Genomic DNA, 21,554 nt, shown 5'->3' on the forward strand with positions numbered 1-21,554 from the left:
CGTTGGATTTAAACCAAGAGCTGCTATATAGTAATAATAAATATATATGAAGAAGTGTGGTGGCTTCATTATGCTGGAAGCAGAGAAAGAGCTGCTCATCAGTCAGCAATCCTCCAACCTGTGGACGAGAAGGAGAAGAGAGCTGGCTGCCTGGATCGAGCGTTCCAAACCGATAACCGCAGGCAAAGCGCTGTGTGATTTTAATGGAGTGTCCGTAGATGCTGCAATATACCCGGCTTTAATGGCACTTCAAGAAGCTTCCATCCCAACTGAATTTTCGTGTGCAGGAGTCAGTATATTGGATGAGGCGGATGATCACTCCTTATATGCTTATGTTACCATGCTGGATGGTCCGGTTACCGAATATTTTGTGCAGTATGCCATGGAACGGATGGGAAATCGGCTTCTGGTTACGTATGAACCAGGCAGAGGCAGGTACGATGTTTCTTCCTTTTATATAGGACATAATCGGTCGTTTTGTTACCTGCTTGCCGCTGTTGCGCGAAATTTTAAACAAACTTCTTACTATAAATAACGTTTATAGCAGTGAGGTGAGTATAAGACGTGAAACGTAATCAATGGATTGCATTGCTCATGAGCAGTATTTTGTGGATAGGAGGGTGTGCTAAGGATTCGAGTGCAGTTACGCTTGAGTATTCTGATTCGGAGGCTTATTCCCAAACATTTGATGACCTGAGATTGGGAACAGCCCGATTTTATGACCTGACAATCCCAGAAGAGCTTGAGGGTCAACTGCTGAGAATCAGCCTATGGACAGATGTTTATCTAGATGGGGAGCTGCATGACAAAATATTGGGGCTTGCTTCTGAGTTTGACCCTGATATGTTATCAGGAACCAAATGGGGATTCCTGATCTTGGATAAGGGTCAGCAGCATAAATACGGCAAGCTGTACGCCGGAAGTGGAAGTACCAGTCTTACGGAATTACCCTCCATCCAAATGAATGAAGACGCTCCTTTTTCAGTGGCTTGGGACGATGGCTTCACTGATGAGGAGCGCGTTGAGCTACAGTTGGGTGAACCTCAAATATTAGGTGTCCTGCGCATGAACACCAAGGACAGGATAAACACTTTTAGTCCTAAAGACGAGACAGCACTGCAGGACGAGATTGCATTCAATGATACGGTATATGTCATGTATACAATGCTGGAACAGACGAGCAATGGAGAATATTAGAACTGAACGCAGGCAAGGATTACAGTAAGCTATAAATTAGGGAAAAATAAAGAGCCGGTTTGCTGGGTCATCATCTAATGACTCAGCTACACCGGCTCTTCTGCTGTGTTGCGATAAGGATAACGCAGTAATTTCTATACCTTTACATACAAGGATTCAAGTCCTCTGAGCAGCACATTATCCCGCCACACAGGAGATCTTCCACCCATTGTCATATGAGGAAAACGGCGAGTAAGCACTTCGAAAGCAATAGCGGCTTCCATTCTAGCAAGCGGTGCACCAAGGCAGAAATGAGCACCACTTGCAAAGGAGAAATGCCGGTTTTTACTGCGTGTAATATCAAATACATCCGGGTCATGAAAATAATCTGGATCCCGGTTGGCGGCGCCCAGGTTAACGAGAATCTCGGCCTTTTGCGGGATCAGCTTACCTCCATATTCTACATCTACAGAAGCGACTCGATTGGTGAATTGCACAGGAGACTCATATCTTAGCATTTCTTCAACAGCTGAGGTTGTGAGCTCCGGGTTAGCAGCGAGCATTTCATAGGATTCAGGATGCTCCAGCAATGTCTTTGTTCCATTACCGATCAGGTTCACCGTCGTCTCATGACCGGCAACCAAGAGCAGGATACAATTATTGATAAGCTCTTCGTCACTGAGTTTGTGCTCTTCCTGCTGCACATGAATTAATTGGCTGATGATATCATCCTGAGGGGATTTTCTCCGTGCTTGTACGAATTGTTTAAAATAATCTCTGATCTCGGCTGAGGAGCGATCTGCTTCTTCAAAAAAATTATCATCCATCAGCGACACATCAAGCAGCTTGGCAAGCGTGTTCGACCATTTTTTGAAAAACTCCCGATCTTCCTCCGGTACACCCAGCATATCCGCAATAACAACGACAGGGAGCGGGAAGGCAAAGGTCTGCATAAAGTTAGAATCCGGGTTCAATTCCAATTGATCAGCCAAGGATTCTGCAATGGAATAAATCTTCGGCCTGCTCTGCTCGAGCGTCTTTGGAGTAAACGCATAGGCAACATGACTGCGAAGCCGGGTATGCTCAGGCGGATCTCGAAACAGCATCCAGTCCTTCACAAGGGATTGAATATTCTGATAGCGGGGAGATGGTAATTCTTTCCGTTCCTGCTCTGTCAAGAGACGCTCTCGTTCACGTATCATGAGAGGACTCTTAAGGATGGACTGCACATGCTCATATTTGGAAACGATCCACATCCACCGATCCTCCAAATAGACGACCGGATGCTCGCTGCGCAAGCGTTGATAGAATGGATACGGATTGCTATGTAGTTCCGGCTGGAAACCGCTGAAGAAATGAGCAATTTCCTGGGCTGTAAGCTGCGATTCAAGATGATGCATGGTTAAGTGCCTCCATTTTCGTAGGATTAGGATCATAAGCCTTACCAATTCAAATCTTCATCGACTTTTCCTTGTTCTCTGGATTTTGCTTGCTGCGGAAGTACAGGTACAGCACATAAAGGACGAGCAGAGTAACTAATGCAATCAGTATCAGTATGCCGTACTGGTTAATGAGCGCACCGATCTCAAGAATATGATCTCCAAGCGTTCTGCCTATCAAATAATAAACTAGAGTCCATAGAAAGGCAGATGGATAGGCGAAGGCCGCAAAATTGCGGTACGACATGGAGTTCATACCCACGACATACATCGTAACATGCCTTAATATGGGCAGACATAGACTGAGGCTGATAGCGAAGCCACCATATTTGGCAACCCATTTTTCAGAAATCGCGAAAAAACGCTCTGTCTTCTCCGTTCTTCTTAAGCTTTTAAAGATACTGGTTTGTGTTAAGTGCCGTCCGACGATATAACCCACAGTCATGGCCGAACAGATTCCCAGGGCTGTCGCCAAAAAAGCAGGCACCTCGATCAGAACTCCTGAAGCGCCAAGCATACCTGCTGTCATGACGACGACTTCGTTGGGAATCGGAAGACCAATCAAGCCAAGACACAATACGAGGAATAAGGCAAAGTATCCAATGCTTCCTATGAGGTCTAATAAAATTTCATAGCCCATTTGATATAAACATCCTATCTTGTTCCAAATTGTAAAACAAAGGGTAAATTCATTATATTATACGGGCCTTAATGATCTCCATACCGCCTGAATTAAGTGATTCGGGCTGCTTCGTATAGGCAGCAAGGCTTCCCCGGAACAGCTCTTGCAGCATATCTGCATCTTCAAAATCTGAAGGCTTTACAAAGTGAGGCGGCTTCCGAACAGGAGAAACACCCGCCTGGCTGAGCACATAGGATACGAATTGAGAGCAAAAATACGCATTCTCCCTATGGAGCTCAATCTGCAGCATCACTCCGATTAATCCTAATAGATGATATTTGTAAGTATGCTGCTTGTTCATCATTTCCTTAACCAGGTGGTGCATGGTTTCATATTGTTCAGCTGTAACTTTCAGTCTAAATACCGCGCACTCAGAGGTGTGAAAGAAGGGCGAGCGATAATCCTCGCGGACGAGTCCGGCATTGAATGGATTGGCTGCGTTCTTGCGGCCAAAGCTGTATACTTCGTTCAGTTCAGCATCAAAAGCAATCGACGCATGGTTCAGCGGTGCTTTCGTATAATATTTAATCATTTTAGAAAAATACGTACCTGAAGAAGTCAGAACGATATAAATGTAACTATTCGCTGACATGTAACTTTTCCCCTCCAACAAATCGATAAACCCATTCTAGCTTGTTAGCAAGCAGTTATAAACGTACTGGGGTATTGTTTTGCATCTTGACTATAGTCTATATGAATCCTAGTCTTAAGACTAGGATTATTACAATATTGTCTTATTAACATGAATTTCAAGAAGTATGTGAATATGGGGGCAGTATCCATATTGTGATGTGTGCGGAGTGTATCTCTATGTATACGGTCATGGAAGGGATCCTATGCGTTAGAAGAGGTGAAATTCAGGCTAAGCGAATACTGGAAAATAGAGACAAAATCCTAATATAACAAAGAGGATAGCGCTCCCGGTTCTAGGAAGACTATCCTCTTTTTACTGAAGGCTATACTGGACAGAGCTTACTGTTTACTCGCCTGATAGCTGGCAAGGAATTCTTTAACCTTAGCCGAATCAGCTACTAGCTCATTTCCAGTCTTCACAAGCGGACTTACCGTTGACGAAGCTTTGATTTTGTTTCCATTATAGAAGGCAAGAATCTCATCTTGATTAATGGAGTAAAGTACGGATTTTCTCAAATCTTCACTCTCCGCTACATCTCGTCCCTTTGTATTAAACAAGAGGTAACTTACTCCGTTGCTTTCCATCGTTTGAAGCTTGAGCTTGCTGTCTTGTTCTACCAGATCATATTTCGTTTCTGGAACACCATAATACATATGGATCTCACCACTGCGAAGAGCAGAGAGAGCACTGTCAGCGTCTTTAATGAACTTCACGATCACCGTTGAAATTTTAGGCTCATGCTCAGTTCCGGTCATATAGCCCGGGTTTTTGTAGAATACAGCTTCGTAGTCATTCTTGTAGGACAGAATGTAAGGACCACTCGCATATAGCGTATTCTTGTACTTGTCGCCTTCGGTTACTGTGTTTTGATCACCATAAGGAATATCCTTGTTAACGTCGAAGCTTGCTACATCATAAGTGTTGATGCTCTTCACTTGCTTCTCGGACACGATTCCTGCGGATTGGTGAGCCAGATAGTTAAGAACCTGAGGGAAAGGCTCTGTAGTCGTCAGCTTCACAACTTGATACTTGCCTGCTTTGTTATCTGCCAGTGTTTTGTCAGCGACAAGCTCTGTAATTTGTCCGTCAAGGCCAGTCTCAAGTGCTTGCTTCACGCTGTCTCCGCTGCCTGCTTGTTGTACACCTTCAAGTGCAGCCAGATCGGTCACGATCTCAACATCTTGAATGTGCTCATGCAGAGAGTAGGTGCGGTGATCCGGAACGGAGTTAGGATCCTTAGCACGATTCAGAGAGAATACAACATCCTCTGCTCCGACGCGCTCTCCCGAATCTGCAGCTTGCTTATCCGTAATTTTGGCAAAATGGATATCGTCACGCAGTACAAAATAGTATTCTGAATTTCCTTCAGCAATGACATTGTTTAAGGACAATGAGTCTTCTGAAGTAATTTGGTCATCATCTGTCAGATTGACAAGACGAACATACATATTGGTATTCAATGCGTTGATTGAACCGTCATTCCCCTTAATTGGATCCAGTGAAGTCAGAGTGGAGATGGATTGTGTAAGGAGCAGCGGGTCTGTGTCACGCTTGCTGGTATCATTGAAGTCAATGGATTCCCATACCTGAGAACGGGATTTGGACAGTCGGACGGTATCTGCATTCAGTACGTCTTGGTTAATACCTTGGCTCTTCAGAGAGATGTAGAGCGGTGCGATATAAGCTTTGTCGAAGACCAGATAATCTTCAAGAGCTTTGTATGTCGCCTGATATTCATCAGGTGCTTGTGTACTTGCTTCATCAATTAATTTGTCAACTTCGGGATCTGCCATGATGCTGTAATCTCCGCCGCTCTTGAACAAAGAGCGGACAGCATAATCCGGATTCCCTGTGACCGTAGTCCAGCTGGAGAGGGCTACATCATAATTGCCTGCATCCTGCTGAGCTTTGAAGCTGCCGTAGTCCGGCTGCAGGTTCAGCTTGACGTCAAAGCCGTTCTTCACGAGCTGATCGCGAATAATATTGACATCGGATTCATTGGCACTGGTAGCAAGCAGCTCGATTTGAACTGCACCGGCTTCGGGCGTTTGTTCGTTAGCTGTAGGTTCATTTTGCTCCGCAACATCCGATTTCGTATTGACAGAGCATCCTGCTATAACCATAACGAGGGCAAGCAAGAGAGGTAGTAGACTTTTTTTCATGGGAAAGTTCCTCCTTATAATGTATGAATGAACATGATGGCTTTAATCAAGCTTGGGATCAAGGGCGTCTCGCAGTCCGTCTCCCAAGAAGTTGAACGACAAGACAAGCGCAACGATCGCTAGACCTGGGTAGATGGCGAGATAAGAGTGAGATTCAAGATAAGTACTGCCCACCTTCAGAATATTGCCCCATTCCGGAATGTGAGGCTCTACGCCTAATCCCAAATAACTCAGACTACTTGTTGCGATAACAGCTCCGCCGATCGTAAGTGTCGACTTGACAATCATAGGCGCAAGCGAGTTTGGTACAATGTGCTTGAAAATGATAGACAGGTTGCTTGAGCCAAAGGCTCGGGCAGCATCGACATACTCGAAATTCGATACCATGAGTACGTTAGCGCGCATCGTTCTTGCGTAGGTCGGTATCGAGCCAACACTGAGTGCAATGATCAAGTTCGTTGTATTTGCACCAAATGCAGCGATGATGGCGATGGCCAGCAATATACCGGGAATAGCGTACAGAACGTCCAGTAAACGCATAATTACATTGTCAGCACGTCGACCATAATAGCCTGCTAGTGCTCCAAGTATTCCGCCTATAATAACCGGAATTAAGGTGGACATGAAGCCTACGATGAGCGATATTCTTGCGCCGAATACGATACGGGAGAACAAGTCTCGACCGAAATGATCGGTTCCCAAGGGATAGCTCAGACTTGGTGTCTGCAAGATAGCGCTGTAATTGTTCTCGATAGCCATATCATAGTCAAATGTGAAATAGCTGCATACCGATATGGCGAACATCAGAATGATGAAAAATAGACCCAGCATCGAAGTCGTATTTTGCGTAATTTTCCCCCACACGCGTTCCCACTTGCCGGAAGTTACCGTATAAGAGCTGCGTACTTTAATCAGCAGACTCACACCTAACAGTAAAGCAAACAGGTTGCCTGTAATGCTCGTGATGATCAGTGGAACTGCGATGTAAACCATCCATTTTGGTGCCTGATCATAGCTGACATATTTCGCTGTCAAGCCAAGGACGATGAGATCGAACAGAAGGACGACCGCAAGTACAAACATGGCAGGAAGAAATGTGTCGGATACATAAGGCTTAAATAAATTCAACGCAGATAATACAATGACAAACAGCTGAGTAAGAAGTAGGTATACGGCGAGTGTATACTCGGCGGACTTTTTCTTCTTGATCAAATGGAATGCGGAAGCGACGATAAAAATGTTGCCTGTCGCAACGGACAGCAGCTGCACATATCCCAGCGCTCTTGTAGAGCCGCGGATCTCGCCATGCTTCATCAGATCTGTCCTTATAAGAACAGTGATGATGATCTGCAGAATCGTAAACAGGCCATAGGCTGCAAAAGCCGTGAAGCCAATAGTCTGCATACTGCCTGTGCCCCAATCGAAACTGTTAAATAGAAAGATCAGCGTAAGAGCAAGAGAGACAACCCATGTAAATTGAGATTGTACATATTCGGTAGATAGTTTAAGCTGTCCGGAACGAGAAGCCTGCTTTAATACCATGGACATAAGAAGCACCTGCTTTAATATTGTTTCATTCTGGATCTGATCCGAGGATCAAAGAACGCATACAAAATGTCGATAATGACATTGACGATCGAGATCGTGATCGCGGTGTATACTACACCCCCAAGAATGCCGGGGATATCAGGTATGAACTGTTTATCGACGATGTAGCTTCCGATCCCGCTGATGTTGAACACTTTCTCCGTTACAGCAGCGCCGCCAAGCATTCCGCCAAACTGAAGGCCGATGACCGTAATAATCGGGATAATGGCATTACCCACGGCATGCTTCCAGAGTACGGCTCTACTGCTAAGTCCCTTTGCTTTGGCTGTAGTAATGTAATCCTCGTGAATGACTTCTAGTGTAGAAGAACGGGTCATTCGAGCAACGGCGGCGGTAAGGCCGGTACCGAGCACGATGGTCGGCATGATGATCGAAGCTGCATTCTCAGGATTAAAGGTGGCGGGAAGCCAGCCCAGCTTAATTGAGAAGTTCATAATAAAGATGAGCCCTTGCCAGAAGTTCGGGATGGACAGACCGATCAGTGCGACGAACATAAAGGTGTAGTCAAAAAAGGAATTAGGCTTGGTTGCTGAAATAATGCCTACAGGAATCGCAATGATGATGGCCATTAGAAGTGATATCAGGGTCAAAGTAAGTGTAATCGGAAATTTACGTGCGATACTCGACGCTACATCTTCATTGCCGGTGTAGGAAGTACCGAGGTCAAACAACGCTATTCCCTTCAGATTGTTCCACAGCTGTGCGAAATAACTCTGATCCAGACCGTAAATGTGATTAAAATTCGCGATCTGCTCCTTCGTCGCCCCTTCGCCGAGAATGTTGGCAGCCGGATCGAATGGAGATAGGTACAGGATTGAAAATACCGCAATGGTGACTCCGATGATGACAAAAAAGCTCATGATCAGTCTCTCAAAGGTATACTTCACGTAGGGGTTGCTGTACAGAAGAATAAGTATGTACATCAATAGTCCTGGAAGTAATGAAATGCCAAGGAACAAAGGCTGCTGCAGCCAGGACTGAAACCTCTGATGATAGCTTCGCTGATCCAGACCAAGGGCTCTTCCTCGTTCTTCAGCCTGGAGCAATACTGCGGACTTGAAGGATTCCTCTGTCCATTGTTCAGCCTCTGCTTCAAGCTGTGCTGCTGATACCTTCTGATTGAAAAAAGCATGCTTGCGCTCCAGCTGGGTTATGTATTTTCGTTTCAATTCATCCCGGTCGCCTGAAGCGATCAGCTCTGTTCTAATTTGCTCCATGAGTGAAGAGGAAGAATGTTTGCCTCTCCGAGACCAATGAATGAAGAAAGTGACCAAATGAACAGGCAGTCCCAGGATGATCAGTGCCCAGGCATACAAGGGTCGGTGCAGCATTTTGCCATAGGCTTCACTGATAATATCTGAAAAACGGAAATGCACAGGTGACTGGGAAGGTTCCGGTGATCTCGCAATTTCCATATCGTTTACCTCCTTTCTAAAGAAATTGCATTATTCCGATCAATATAGTATATTTTATTTGCGGTTTAGAACCTTGTCAATCACCAGAGTGACAAAATTTACATAAGGTCAATTCATTTATCAATTTCATAACTCTCAGATGTTAAGAGATTGAATTCTATTCATTAACTTTATAAGCAGGTGAACATCGTGGAGACTATTTTACAGGTTCATAATTTGCAAGTATCCTTCCGATCACAGGAACGGGAATTTGATGCAGTTAAAGGGATCAGCTTTGATGTGAAGAAGGGAGAGACCCTGGGAATTGTCGGTGAATCCGGAAGCGGGAAGAGTGTAACTGCACGCTCGATCATGAGGCTACTGCCATCACCTCCTTCCCGCATGAAGGATGGGGAGATATTGTTCCTGGGTCAGAATTTGGCTCACAAATCGGAGAAGGAGATGGAATCGATCCGTGGAAGAGACATCGGCATGATTTTTCAAGATCCGATGACCTCTCTTAATCCAACGATCCGGATTGGCAAGCAAATTGCCGAAAGTCTGATCAAGCATCGGAACATGTCGAAGAAGGAAGCGAAACAGGAAGCGATCGAAATGCTGAAGCTGGTCGGAATTCGGGACAGTGAGGCTAGGTATAATCAGTATCCTCATGAATTCTCGGGAGGGATGAGGCAGCGTGCGATGATTGCCATTGCCCTTGCATGTAGACCTTCATTATTGATTGCTGATGAACCGACAACGGCGCTCGATGTTACCATTCAGGCCCAGATTCTAAATGTAATGAAGCATATGCAGGAGAAATTCGGAACCTCTATTATCCTGATTACGCATGATTTAGGCGTTGTAGCCGGAATGTGTGACCGTGTCGTGGTGATGAAGGATGGAGAAATTGTAGAGAAGGGAACGACAGCGGAGATATTCGAGCAGGCTGAGCATCCCTATACTTTGAAGCTGCTGAATGCATTGCCAAGACTGGATGAGAAGAAGAAGCCGAAGCCGGCACCTCAGATTATTACTCCATTTGGCAATGAACCTCTGCTGGAGGTGAATGGGCTTAAACAATATTTTGATCTTGGCAAAGGAAACGTAATTAGAGCCGTTGACGATATCAGCTTTTACGTTAAACCAGGCGAGACGCTTGGCGTCGTTGGTGAATCGGGTTCAGGCAAATCAACGACAGGAAGAGCGATACTGAGACTGCATGAGCCGACGGCAGGTGAAGTGCTGTATCAAGGCATGCCCGTCAACCGATTAAAGGCCAAGGAAATGAAAATGATGCGCCGTCACATGCAAATGATCTTCCAGGATCCCTATGCGTCTTTGAATCCGAGATTCAAAATAGTCGATATTATTGGTGAAGCAATGGATGTGCATGGTCTCAGCGGCAGCAAGGAAGCTCGTAAGAAGAGAGTAGAGGAGCTGCTGGATATGGTCGGCCTCGATCCGGCATATGCAGACCGCTATCCGCACGAATTCTCCGGCGGACAGCGGCAAAGAATCGGAATTGCACGTGCGCTTGCGGTTGAGCCGAAGTTTATCGTCTGTGATGAGCCTTTATCTGCTCTGGACGTATCGATCCAATCTCAAGTAGTGAAGCTGCTCGAAGAGCTGCAGCATAAGCTTGGGCTGACTTATCTGTTCATTGCCCATGACCTATCGATGGTTAAGCATATTAGCGACAGGGTGGCTGTTATGTATGCCGGGAAGATCGTGGAGCTTGCTGAAAGTGAGGAGCTGTACTCCAATCCGCAGCACGAATATACGAAGTCTCTGCTTGCTGCAATCCCTGTGCCGGATCCCAAGGTTGAAGCCCAGAAGACAAGAAGACTCCTGGAAGAGCAGACAAGTGAGGATAGGTACAATTTGCGAAATTCGCAGCTGGTTGAAGTGTCAAAAGGTCATTTTGTCGCTATTCCTGCAGGTTAATCAATTGAATATTATGAAATGGATTCGATGCTATAGCGAAAAAACTGTCTTTCAAAATAAGACGGTTTTTTTGTTTTTGTAAGATGAATGATAAAGAATGCAGTGAATTCGTCACCAAACTACAAAATGCTGCATCATTCTCAGGGAAGAGCTTATTAAATTGATCTGTATTTTACATAATGTACGATATTTTTTATTAATCAAATGATAGAATAAATTGCTAGATACCAAATATTTACTATTAGGAGGAGAAGGATGAGAGAAGCTTCGGGATGGATCAGACGCAGCAAATGGTTTAAAGCGGTTACCGCATTATCCCTTGCGGCTACTATTCACACAGGATGGGGGATTGACGTTCCTTCCGCTCATGCAGAAGGTCCTGCGGATCCGGCACCATTTATCAACGCAAAAGTTGTTAACGAGAATGCCGGGAAGAAAATATTGTTTGATAATACGCATGCACAGACGGCAGGTGCGGCAGATTGGGTTATTGACGGTGGTTTTTCCGATTTTGGCAATGCTTTGGCAGCCGATGGTTTCTATGTCAAAGAGCTTCGCAAATCCACTCCGATCACACTAAGCGACTTGTCTGATTACGATGCATTTGTCATCGCAGAACCGAATGTCCCTTTCAAACAAAGTGAACAAGCAGCCATGGAACAATATGTAGAGCAGGGCGGAAGCATCTTTTTCATCGGTGATCATTATAATGCAGACCGTAACAAGAACCGCTGGGATGGCTCTGAATCCTTCAACGGGTATCGGAGAGGCGCCTGGACAGATCCCGCCAAGGGAATGAGTACTGAGGAGAAGAACTCAGCCGCTATGCAAGGCGTCGTTAGTTCGGATTGGCTGTCGGATAATTTTGGTGTCCGCTTCCGCTATAACGCACTTGGCGACGTGGATGCCAATGTCATTGTGGAACCAGAACAATCCTTCGGCATAACTGAAGGGGTAGACTCTGTAGCGATGCATGCGGGCTCCACGCTTGCTATTACTGACCCGGAGAAGGCAAAGGGCATCGTGTACGTGCCTGAGACGAATGAGGCATGGGGCAATGCAGTAGATCAGGGCGTATACAATGGCGGCGGCATTGAGGAAGGACCTTATGTGGCCGTATCTAAAGTAGGCGAGGGTAAGGCAGCCTTTATAGGTGATTCCTCACCGGTCGAGGACGCCACACCGAAGTATGTTCGAGAAGAAACAGGAAGCAAGAAGACGACGTATGATGGCTTCAAGGAGCAGGATGATGCCGTGCTGCTGGTGAATTTGATGAATTGGTTGACTGATCAAGAGAGTTATACGGATCTGACAGAGATTTCCGGTCTTGAGCTCGATCAGCCGACAGAGCTGCTTGCTTTTGAAGAACCGGCTGCATCAACGGAGCCTCAAGCAGAGCCTTGGTCTCAACCTGCTGCAGGCTACAAGTGGTGGGATCCATCGACGTTCAAGCCAGGATCTTATGGAAGCACAACTCCAGCACCGTCGAACCCGGCTTACAGCTTTGTTCACCAAGACGAGCTTCCGAATGCAGAAACGTTCCAGATTCGGGTCGTGATCAACAATCTTGCGCCGAACAGTACGGTATCAGGATATAGTGCCGGAATTTATTTGGCAGGCGGAACACAAGTTGCGAAGGTACAGAATGAGAATGGCACGTGGCCGAGCGCATACGGCTATAGTCAGACCTTCAGTGTGACAGCCAATAGTCAAGGTACGGCTTACAAGGATCTGACGGTACAGATCAAACCGGGAACGACAGGTGCTGCGAGCTTAAGACTTAGACAAAACGGCTCCAACCTCCTGACTTCCCCGGTGACGATTGCGAATGTAACCGCCGAACCGTTACCCGATGAAGAAGAGGAGTCTCCCCAGATAAGCTTAATTCCGATCAGTGAAGCACGTCTCCAGCCTGAAGGCACTGTGGTCAAAGTTGAGGGTGTAATTACAACTCAGCCCGGTGCATTTGGCGGTCAGGCGTTCTACATTCAGGATGAAACAGCAGGGATTTATGTTTATCAAACACAAAGCGGCTTCAATACAGGTGATAAGGTGCAGATTACTGCACCTTTAACACTGTATAATACTGAGCTTGAGCTGGCTGATGTTGTCTCAATTGAGAAGACAGGCACCGCTGATCTTCCACAATCCAAGGAAGTGACAGCGATCAATGATAGTAACCAAGGTCAGCTCGTTACATTAACGAATGTAACCATTCAGAACATCATCACGGCTACTCCGACGGGATCTTTTGAATTTGATGCGGTCTCGGATCAAACGAATCATATTCGGGTAGATACTAGAACAGGACTAAGCCTCGAAGAGTTCCCTTATCAGGAAGGCGACAAAGTGAGCATTACTGGAGTTTCTGCTATTTTTCGTGGAAATTATCAGTTAAAGCCAAGGGGGATGGAGGATATTGTTCCGGCGGAAGAAACGGAGGAGCCTCAAGAGCCTGAAGAACCAGAGGTTCCAGAAGAACCGGTACTTGCTGACGGTGTGCCTGGACATGCTGCACTTACGAGCAATCACGGATACACTGGGCTGAGAAATGGGAATTATGATGTAACGATGAATTTGTGGTGGGGAAACAATGCAACAGAGTACAAGCTGTATGAGAACGGTGAACTCATTGATCAGCAGAAGCTCAGTGACAAGTCTCCAGAGAGACAAACAGCAACGACCTCGATTACGGGCAAAAGCAATGGTACGTACGTTTATACTTACGAGCTGACGAATACTTATGGAACGACTACAGGCTCCGAGCTTGTTGTTACGGTGACCGATGCGAATCCAGGAAAAGCAGTGCTCTCTAACGACAACTGGGATCAAGATGGCAACTACTCCGTATTCATGAACTTGTGGTGGGGAACAAATGCTCATACTTATCGCCTATATGAGAACGGAGAGCTCCTCGAGACTACAACACTTGTGCCGAGCTCTCCTAATGGTCAGCAAGCGGTGATTGCCATTCAGAATCGCGCTGCCGGAACCTATGAATATGTTGCGGAGCTGGTTAACGATGCCGGCGTTACACAAACAGACAAGATCGTTGTAACGGTAAAATAGAGGTTTACAATCCATACAAATTAGATTAATATTTATTCTGTAATTAATAGAACGTGAATTTGACCCCACTTTTATTGTTTTCTGGATTCTAAAACAATAGGAGCGGGGTCTTTTTATGGAGGTAAACAGCTTTGTTACAACTTATGAAGAACTCGTTTTATGTGTTTTTGGCAGCTTGCTCGTTTGGGATTTTGTCGAGCATCGTTAAGCTTGCCTACCAGCAGGGGTTTACATTCCAGGAGGTGACCCTTGGGCAGTTTGGATCAGGCTGGCTGATCATGCTGATTCTCATGCTTATTTTCTCCAGGAAAAAGGTGAAGCTGGGACCATTTATTCGTCTTGCCGGTGTGGGAGCATGCACTTGTTTGACAGGAGTGTTTTACTATTTGTCACTGCAGAGTATTCCTGCGTCGATCGCCGTGGTGCTGCTGTTTCAATTTACTTGGATAGGGGTCGTCATAGAAGTCATCACAACACGGCAAAGACCTTCCAAAGCAACGGTCATATCCATTCTGTTATTGCTCTTGGGCACCGTACTGGCTGGAGGTGTTATTGGGGCGAATCCAATGGAATTGAGTGTGCAGGGGGTATTTCTTGGGCTCATGGCTGCGGTTATGATGGCGCTGTTCATATTTTTCAGTGGCCGGGTCGAGACAGCAATGCCTACGATTTCAAGAAGCTTCTTCACCTCAACAGGGAGTTTGCTGCTCCTGCTGCTGCTTCATGTCACGATGTATGGCCCATCAGCTGTATTGCAGGTTTCTTTAGAGAATGGATTATGGATATACGGACTGATCCTTGGTATTTTCGGTGTTGTCATACCGGTGCTTCTGCTAGCTCTTGGTGCACCAAAGATTAGTATTGGACTGGCTTCTATTCTAAGCGCTGGAGAACTTCCTGTTGCCATACTTGCTTCTATATTCGTGCTTAATGAGAGGGTATCCGCCCTGCAATGGATCGGTATTACCGTCATTCTGATCGGAATCGCCTATCCTCAGGTCGCAGGCCGGAAGCGGCAGGAAGAGAGCGGAGCAAATCCAATTGAAAGCTACTCCTCATAAGGGGATTATATAATAAATGTAAAAAACCTTTGAGCGGTGTGATAGGTTCACACTGATCTCAAAGGTTTTTTTATGATCCGAATTTTACTTTGTAATGCTCTCTACAATGCTATCAACGATTTGGGTATTGGCCACCGTACCGGTGTAGAGCCAGCTTGTGTCAGCACTGAATTCGTACACATTGCCATTCTTCACAGCCGGAATGTTCTTCCACAACGGATCGTTTAATGCTTCTCCGCCTGCCCCTTTATCACTGTTGATCAGGAAGAGGTGGTCTGCGTCAAGCTCGGCCAGCTTCTCAAGCGAAATTGGAAGCCAGTTGCCAGTACCCGTTGTCGAAATTTCCTTCACAACCTCAGGAACAGCAAGTCCAAGATCATCGTACATTACTGTACCGCTGGATAAATCTTCGCTTACCATATAGAACTGATCGGATACGAGCCAAATGGCAGCAGCGGATTCACCGCCTGCAGCTTCATTAAGCGCAGCTTTGGCTTCAGCGGCCTTGGCGTCATAATCATCAAGCGCTTTCTGTGCATCTTCTTCCTTACCAAGCACTTCCCCGATCTTGAGGAGCTCATCTCTCCAGTCATTGTTCTGTTCTGAACCAATAACATACGTAGGAGCGATCTTGGAATATTGCTCATATTTATCTCCGCTCGCCATATCTGCCGAATCGAGGATAATCAGATCAGGTTCAAAGCTCGCTACTTGTTCAAATGGAAGATCGTGTGGAATGGTTGGAACATCCTTTAGCGAGCCTTGCAGGTAATCCTGAATACCGTTAGCTACAGACCACTGTGCTACTGGAGTTACACCGAGAGCAACCAGGTTGTCTTCCAGATAAGTCGCGAGTACGCGCTCTGGATTTGCTGGAATGGTAACCTCATGACCCATAGCGTCAGTTACAGTTCTCTCTGTCGGTTCTTCAACCTCGCTCACAGGTGCTTCCGTCTCAGCTTGTGAAGCATTGTTTGGAGATGTGTTACTATCTGTACCCGATTCACTGCTGCCGCAGGCGGCAAGAAATGTGGACACGAGCAGCAAGCTCGCCAGAAGCGAGACGATTTTCTTTTTGGAATTCGACATGTTGGTTCCCCCTAATTTGTATGTAAATCACTTAAAGAATGATAACAATTCTCATTATCATTTGCAATCTATTTTTTTGATACAGAAAAAGGTAGCTATTTATATAGTAGAAACTACACAAGAGTGAAACAAAAATTTCAGTTTTTTCATCCAATTTCCGACCGATGTCCATGCGCTCAAGCTTGTGTCAGAAGTAGGCCAAGGGTCGCAGTATGTGAAGGCAGACTTTTGTATTTAAGGAGCCGCTTCAAACCAGATTTTGGGATGTCCGATATTGACGCTTGCTGGAATGCGAGGTTATTCCGATGAAAAGCAAATACCATTACATACCATTTTTGATGTGGACAAGTGTAGAGGCAGGACCGTATTTTCAGACATAAAAATAGTACTAATGACAGGCATGCGATGTCGAATACGACAATAAACGCGTGGTTTTTCGATGGAAAATACCGGATAAAATCCATGGTGAGCTGCATAAGGCAACATTATAATGAGAACCGTTATCAACAAAATGATAATCATTCTCAACAAAAACAGAGGTGTTGTCGAAATGGCTTCTGCAAGCCTGACAGGAAAAGTCGCTGTCGTGACAGGAGCAGCCCAAGGAATTGGAAAAGCGGTAGCCAAGGTGCTTGCTGCAGACGGAATTCAGGTTGCTCTTATTGATTATAATGCATCACAGCTTCACGATACCGTAAAGGAATTACAAAAGGAGGGCTATGCTGCAGCTGCATTTCCTGCGGATGTGCGGGAGAGCAGCTCTGTCGATCATGCGATGCAGCAAATTATCCGGGAAATGGACCATATCGATATAGCCGTCAATGTAGCCGGTGTCCTCGATACAGGACCGGTTGCTTTTATGGATGACGAGGATTGGCATCAGACATTTGCTGTTAACACACACGGCGTTTTCTATGTGAGCAGAGCAGCAGCGCGTCATATGATTCCTCGCAAAACGGGTGTAATCATTACCGTCGGCTCTAACGCATATGCCATGCCTCGTGTAAACATGTCAGCCTATGCTGCTTCCAAAGCAGCTGCTGCCCACTTTACGAAATGTCTCGGACTTGAGCTTGCTCAGCATGGAATCCGGTGCAACATTGTATCGCCAGGTTCAACGGATACAGACATGCAGCGCGGCATGTGGACTGATGAATTAGGTGCTGAAGCGGTTATTGGCGGTTCTCTGGAAAACTACCGGGTCGGCATCCCGCTTGGCAGAATTGCCGAAGCAGAGGATATAGCAGATACGGTTGCTTTTCTAATCTCAGATAAGGCGAAGCATATCACGATGTGTGAGCTCAGAGTAGATGGCGGCGCTACACTTGGTGTGTAGTGTGAATATATGAACGACTTAGGAGGCGGGTTTTATGAAAACAGGGGTTAAAGAAGTCAGCCCTTCACAGCAGCTGCTTGAACAATACACTCCGGGAGAGAACTTCTTCTTTGCAACACATAACCACACTTTGTTGACAGAAGGCTGTGCTCTCCGGGTTCTGACCAATGGTGAAGTGAGGGACTGGAAGGAACTGGCCGAACAAGCGACGGAAATATTGCGTATTCAAGAGCAATCAACCGGGAAGCCCTGCATTCTTGTCGGAGCAGTGCCATTTGATTGTAATGATCCTGTCCAGCTCTATATACCGAGTTCATTCAGGCAGGCAGAAGGACTAACGTTTACGAATGAAACACCGCAGCATGAACTGAATTTATCAGACTATACAGCAACACCGGTTCCAGAACCTGAGGTGTATCAGGAAGGAGTTACCCGGCTGCTTGAACATATTCGTCAAGGTCGTGTGAACAAAGCTGTACTTGCACGTTCTCTTCAACTGGTCTCTGATCGGCCAGTAGATGCTCGTGCTTTGCTTCACCAGCTGGCTGCTCAGAATACAAGCGGGTATACGTTTGCTGTACCCCTTGAGACTAAGCGGATTTCTCCGCCTCACGACGAGCATGAAGCATTGCACCAAGAATCAGGTACGACGCTGCTAGGTGCCAGCCCTGAGCTCCTGGTCTCGAAGAAGGGACTTGAAGTGATATCCAGTCCACTTGCAGGCTCCATACCACGCAGTGATGATCCGGAAGAGGATCGGAAGCGGGCTGCCGGATTAATGGAGTCGGTCAAGGATCTACATGAGCATGCGTTTGTAACAAGAGCTGTTGCAGAAGCACTTAGACCCTACTGTAAACAGCTTGAAGTTCCGGACAGACCATCACTCGTTGCAACGGAAACCATGTGGCATTTGGCTACAACGATTCGGGGAGAGCTTCTTAGCTCAGATACCTCCTCCTTGGAGCTGGCTTATGCTCTTCATCCGACTCCTGCCATTTGCGGGACACCGACAGATGAAGCAAGAGAGCTCATTAAGGAGCTTGAAGGATTTGATCGGGGTTATTATTCCGGAACGGTGGGCTGGTGTAATGCAGCTGGAGACGGAGAATGGGCGGTCACGATCCGCTGTGCTGAGGTTGGAAAAAGGTATATCCGATTGTATGCCGGTGCTGGAATTGTAGAGGGCTCGAGGCCTGAGGATGAGCTGCGAGAGACTTCAGCCAAGATGGGAACATTTCTTAAGGCGATCGGATTTAAGAACGAAACGGAGACGATGGTGAACAAGGAGGGAGTATAATGCTGGATGGCTTCACAGCCTGGCCGCAGGAGGCAGCGGATAAATACCGTGAAGCGGGTTATTGGCAAGGAATTACGTTTGGAGAGATGCTGAAACAGAGGGCTGAGGTTTACGGTGATCATCTTGCTGTTGTCAGCGGTTCAAAAAGATGGAGCTATCGCGAGCTGGATCAGAAGGCTGATCGACTGGCTGCGGGGCTCTTGAAGCTGGGGATCAAGAAGGAAGACCGGGTTGTCCTCCAGCTGCCTAATATCGCTGAATTTACTCTGGTGATTTTTGCGCTTTTTCGGATAGGTGCACTGCCTGTATTTGCTCTCCCATCTCATCGAAAGAGTGAGATCAAATATTTGGGCGAGTATTCTGAGGCTGTTGCTTACATTATCGCTGATCAATACAGCGGATTTAATTACTGCAGCCTGGCAGAGGAGGTTGTTACCGAATTGCCTTCATTGCAGCATGTGATCGTGGTAGGAGAAGCAGGCTCATTTTTAAACATTGAAGAGCTTGATCAGGAACCGCTGCCGCTGCCTGAAGTTCGTTCGGGAGATGTGGCCTTTCTGCAGCTGAGCGGAGGAAGTACAGGGCTGCCGAAGCTGATTCCACGGACGCATGATGAATATATTTACAGCCTGCACGGAAGCGCAGAAATATGCGGATTGAGTGAATCCAGTGTATACATGGCTACACTTCCAGCTGCGCATAACTTTCCACTGAGCTCCCCAGGGGTGCTGGGTACTTTGTATGCGGGAGGACGAGTGGTGATGTCGCCGGGACCGAGTCCGGATGAGGCATTTCGGTTAATCGAGCGCGAACAGGTAACCATTACGGCACTCGTTCCGCCGCTTGCACTCGTATGGCTCGAGGCAGCGAAGACACGTAAGGAGGATCTCAGCTCCCTTGAGGTGTTGCAGGTAGGGGGAGCGAATTTTACGACAGAAGCTGCCATCAAGGTGAATGCGGCATTTGACTGTACGCTGCAGCAGGTATTTGGGATGGCGGAAGGCCTCGTCAATTACACGAGACTTGATGATCCGGATGAGCTTATTTTATATACCCAAGGCAGCCCGATCTCCCCTGATGACGAGATTCGGATTGTAGATGAAGATGATGTACCGGTCGCTCCTGGAGAAATCGGACATTTGCTGACCCGGGGACCTTATACGATACAGGGTTACTACAAGGCAGATGAGCATAACAAGAAAGCCTTCACGAAGGATGGGTTCTACCGGACAGGCGATTTGGTTCGTCTGACGAAGGAAGGCTATCTCGTTGTCGAAGGCAGGGCCAAGGATCAGATCAATCGAGGCGGCGAAAAAGTAGCGGCAGAAGAGCTGGAGAATCACCTGCTGGCCCATGAAGGGGTGTATGATGCTGCTGTTGTTTCCATGCCGGATGCTTTCTTGGGAGAACGCACCTGTGCCTACATTATTCCGAAGGATACCAAGCTGACCTTGCAGGAGATACGCAGATTTTTGCGTGATCGTGGAGTCGCAGATTACAAAATACCAGACCGTGTGGAGTGTGTCGAGTCATTCCCGATGACTGCCGTCGGCAAAGTCAGTAAGAAAGCATTAAGAGAAAAAATTGCAGCAGAGCTGAATCCATTGCAGGAATCATTAAAAAGATGAACTCGAAGATACACTTAGAAAGGATGAATCATTATGGCAATTCCAAAAATTAAAAGCTATTCTATGCCGGTCAATGCAGACCTGCCTGAAAATAAGGTGGAATGGCAGATCGATCCAAATAAGGCTGTGCTCTTAATTCATGATATGCAGCAATATTTTGTAGACGCATTTACTAAAGAGGAGTCTCCTGTTACGGAGCTTGTCGCAAATATTACGAGACTCAGAGAAGCAGCTCATCAGCTCGGAATCCCCGTTATTTATTCGGCACAGCCGGGTGGACAGACATTGGAACAGCGTGGACTGCTTCAGGATTTCTGGGGTTCGGGCATTGACGGCGGTTCAGAGCAGAAGCGGATTATTGCAGAACTCGAGCCGGCAGATCAGGATACCGTGCTTACCAAATGGCGCTATAGTGCGTTTCAGAAAACAAATCTGCTGGAGCAGTTTAGACAAATGGGCAGGGATCAAATGATGATTACCGGTATTTACGCTCATATCGGCTGTCTCTTGACTGCTGCGGAAGCCTATATGCAGGAGATCAAGCCATTCTATGTCGCAGACGCAGTGGCAGATTTCTCAGAGGATTATCACAAGCTGGCTCTCAAGTATGCTTCCGAGCGTTGTGCAATGGTGGTGTCAACCGAGCAGCTAGTGGATGAATTGCAGGGGATACAAGCTCAGAAGAGCACGGTATCGGATAATCAATGGTCAAAGGAACAACTGCGTAACCAAATTGCGAATCTCATGGGAATCGACAAGTCTGAACTGAATGATCATGAAGATCTGACCCTGCTTGGGCTGGATTCCATCCGAATCATGACACTGGTTGAGGAATGGAGATCCTCTGGAATAGAGATAACCTTTGTTGATCTATTGGACAAGCCAACGATTGCAGAATGGTCGGACATGCTGACTGAGCTGGCAGGGGCAGGCAAGCCTGAAGAAGTTAACAAATCACTTCCCAATCTGGACTATATGCTGAAATAGGAGGGGATGGAGTTGACGGTTGAAACGAATTCAAATAACAGGATT

Annotated in this window: 16 protein-coding genes; 9 read left to right on the top strand and 7 right to left on the bottom strand. The window is 46.5% G+C overall.

Translation table 11 applies throughout. The features are described 5' to 3' along the window. The first annotated feature begins 70 nt into the window (after positions 1-70). Together PUW25_RS10765 and PUW25_RS10770 are read left to right on the top strand one after the other, a co-directional pair. The gene (locus PUW25_RS10765) at positions 71-535 is read left to right on the top strand and encodes a hypothetical protein (RefSeq protein ID WP_205053248.1); all 465 of its coding nucleotides are present in this window, start codon (positions 71-73) and stop codon (positions 533-535) included. Between the two features lie 29 nt (positions 536-564). Then, the gene (locus PUW25_RS10770) at positions 565-1,197 is read left to right on the top strand and encodes a hypothetical protein (protein ID WP_205053247.1); all 633 of its coding nucleotides are present in this window, start codon (positions 565-567) and stop codon (positions 1,195-1,197) included. A gap of 134 nt (positions 1,198-1,331) precedes the next feature. On the opposite strand, the gene PUW25_RS10775 is transcribed toward PUW25_RS10770, so the two are convergent. The 6 genes from PUW25_RS10775 to PUW25_RS10800 all read right to left on the bottom strand — a co-directional run bounded on the left by PUW25_RS10775 (position 1,332) and on the right by PUW25_RS10800 (position 9,116). Then, positions 1,332-2,576, bottom strand: a complete 1,245-nt coding sequence (locus tag PUW25_RS10775; RefSeq protein WP_205053246.1) for a cytochrome P450 — start codon at positions 2,574-2,576, stop codon at positions 1,332-1,334. A 49-nt stretch (positions 2,577-2,625) separates the two neighbouring features. Further along, positions 2,626-3,255: a DedA family protein gene (locus PUW25_RS10780; protein ID WP_274337008.1), complete on the bottom strand. Its 630-nt coding sequence runs from the start codon at positions 3,253-3,255 to the stop codon at positions 2,626-2,628. 52 nt (positions 3,256-3,307) lie between these two features. After that, entirely contained in the window at positions 3,308-3,889 is a 582-nt protein-coding gene (locus PUW25_RS10785) for a hypothetical protein (RefSeq protein WP_047914030.1), read from the bottom strand. Between the two features lie 380 nt (positions 3,890-4,269). Then, complete coding sequence (locus PUW25_RS10790; protein WP_274337009.1) at positions 4,270-6,093, bottom strand: ABC transporter substrate-binding protein; 1,824 nt, start codon at positions 6,091-6,093, stop codon at positions 4,270-4,272. A gap of 42 nt (positions 6,094-6,135) precedes the next feature. Continuing rightward, positions 6,136-7,635: an ABC transporter permease gene (locus PUW25_RS10795; protein ID WP_205053816.1), complete on the bottom strand. Its 1,500-nt coding sequence runs from the start codon at positions 7,633-7,635 to the stop codon at positions 6,136-6,138. 20 nt (positions 7,636-7,655) lie between these two features. Continuing rightward, positions 7,656-9,116 (bottom strand): ABC transporter permease, encoded by a 1,461-nt coding sequence (locus PUW25_RS10800; RefSeq protein ID WP_420799946.1) that lies wholly within the window; start codon positions 9,114-9,116, stop codon positions 7,656-7,658. 189 nt (positions 9,117-9,305) lie between these two features. Between PUW25_RS10800 and PUW25_RS10805 the strand changes: the two genes are divergently transcribed. The 3 genes from PUW25_RS10805 (at position 9,306) to PUW25_RS10815 (ending at position 15,172) form a co-directional block, all read left to right on the top strand. After that, positions 9,306-11,042, top strand: coding sequence for an ABC transporter ATP-binding protein (locus tag PUW25_RS10805; RefSeq protein WP_205053242.1), 1,737 nt, complete (start codon positions 9,306-9,308; stop codon positions 11,040-11,042). 255 nt (positions 11,043-11,297) lie between these two features. Further along, positions 11,298-14,111, top strand: coding sequence for a DUF5689 domain-containing protein (locus PUW25_RS10810; protein ID WP_205053241.1), 2,814 nt, complete (start codon positions 11,298-11,300; stop codon positions 14,109-14,111). A 131-nt stretch (positions 14,112-14,242) separates the two neighbouring features. Then, on the top strand, positions 14,243-15,172 hold the full coding sequence (locus PUW25_RS10815) for an EamA family transporter (protein ID WP_274337010.1): 930 nt from the start codon (positions 14,243-14,245) through the stop codon (positions 15,170-15,172). Positions 15,173-15,256: 84 nt separating this feature from the next. Here the strand turns inward: PUW25_RS10815 and PUW25_RS10820 are convergent, their stop codons facing one another. Further along, on the bottom strand, positions 15,257-16,261 hold the full coding sequence (locus PUW25_RS10820; RefSeq protein ID WP_047914026.1) for an ABC transporter substrate-binding protein: 1,005 nt from the start codon (positions 16,259-16,261) through the stop codon (positions 15,257-15,259). Positions 16,262-16,811: 550 nt separating this feature from the next. Between PUW25_RS10820 and PUW25_RS10825 the strand changes: the two genes are divergently transcribed. From PUW25_RS10825 to PUW25_RS10840, 4 genes are read left to right on the top strand one after another with little or no spacing between them, the layout of a single operon-like run. Continuing rightward, positions 16,812-17,597, top strand: coding sequence for a 2,3-dihydro-2,3-dihydroxybenzoate dehydrogenase (locus PUW25_RS10825; protein WP_047914049.1), 786 nt, complete (start codon positions 16,812-16,814; stop codon positions 17,595-17,597). 34 nt (positions 17,598-17,631) lie between these two features. Next, a complete protein-coding gene (gene dhbC, locus PUW25_RS10830) occupies positions 17,632-18,894 on the top strand; it encodes an isochorismate synthase DhbC (RefSeq protein WP_047914025.1) in 1,263 nt (420 codons plus the stop codon). After that, complete coding sequence (locus tag PUW25_RS10835) at positions 18,894-20,522, top strand: (2,3-dihydroxybenzoyl)adenylate synthase (RefSeq protein ID WP_274337011.1); 1,629 nt, start codon at positions 18,894-18,896, stop codon at positions 20,520-20,522. Before dhbC ends, PUW25_RS10835 begins: the two co-directional genes overlap by 1 nt. Before the next feature lie 33 nt (positions 20,523-20,555). Then, positions 20,556-21,509: an isochorismatase family protein gene (locus PUW25_RS10840; RefSeq protein WP_047914023.1), complete on the top strand. Its 954-nt coding sequence runs from the start codon at positions 20,556-20,558 to the stop codon at positions 21,507-21,509. Positions 21,510-21,554: the final 45 nt, after the last annotated feature.

Source organism: Paenibacillus urinalis (genome assembly GCF_028747985.1).
GTDB classification, from domain to species: Bacteria; Bacillota; Bacilli; order Paenibacillales; family Paenibacillaceae; genus Paenibacillus; species Paenibacillus urinalis.

Excerpts from the sequence above, each read along its gene's own strand:
- PUW25_RS10765 (WP_205053248.1), top strand. The coding sequence starts at position 71 with ATGCTGGAAGCAGAGAAAGAGCTGCTCATCAGTCAGCAATCCTCCAAC.
- PUW25_RS10775 (WP_205053246.1), bottom strand. The coding sequence starts at position 2,576 with ATGCATCATCTTGAATCGCAGCTTACAGCCCAGGAAATTGCTCATTTC.
- PUW25_RS10780 (WP_274337008.1), bottom strand. The coding sequence starts at position 3,255 with ATGGGCTATGAAATTTTATTAGACCTCATAGGAAGCATTGGATACTTT.
- PUW25_RS10785 (WP_047914030.1), bottom strand. The coding sequence starts at position 3,889 with ATGTCAGCGAATAGTTACATTTATATCGTTCTGACTTCTTCAGGTACG.
- PUW25_RS10790 (WP_274337009.1), bottom strand. The coding sequence starts at position 6,093 with ATGAAAAAAAGTCTACTACCTCTCTTGCTTGCCCTCGTTATGGTTATA.
- PUW25_RS10795 (WP_205053816.1), bottom strand. The coding sequence starts at position 7,635 with ATGGTATTAAAGCAGGCTTCTCGTTCCGGACAGCTTAAACTATCTACC.
- PUW25_RS10800 (WP_420799946.1), bottom strand. The coding sequence starts at position 9,116 with ATGGAAATTGCGAGATCACCGGAACCTTCCCAGTCACCTGTGCATTTC.
- PUW25_RS10810 (WP_205053241.1), top strand. The coding sequence starts at position 11,298 with ATGAGAGAAGCTTCGGGATGGATCAGACGCAGCAAATGGTTTAAAGCG.
- PUW25_RS10820 (WP_047914026.1), bottom strand. The coding sequence starts at position 16,261 with ATGTCGAATTCCAAAAAGAAAATCGTCTCGCTTCTGGCGAGCTTGCTG.
- PUW25_RS10825 (WP_047914049.1), top strand. The coding sequence starts at position 16,812 with ATGGCTTCTGCAAGCCTGACAGGAAAAGTCGCTGTCGTGACAGGAGCA.
- dhbC (WP_047914025.1), top strand. The coding sequence starts at position 17,632 with ATGAAAACAGGGGTTAAAGAAGTCAGCCCTTCACAGCAGCTGCTTGAA.
- PUW25_RS10835 (WP_274337011.1), top strand. The coding sequence starts at position 18,894 with ATGCTGGATGGCTTCACAGCCTGGCCGCAGGAGGCAGCGGATAAATAC.
- PUW25_RS10840 (WP_047914023.1), top strand. The coding sequence starts at position 20,556 with ATGGCAATTCCAAAAATTAAAAGCTATTCTATGCCGGTCAATGCAGAC.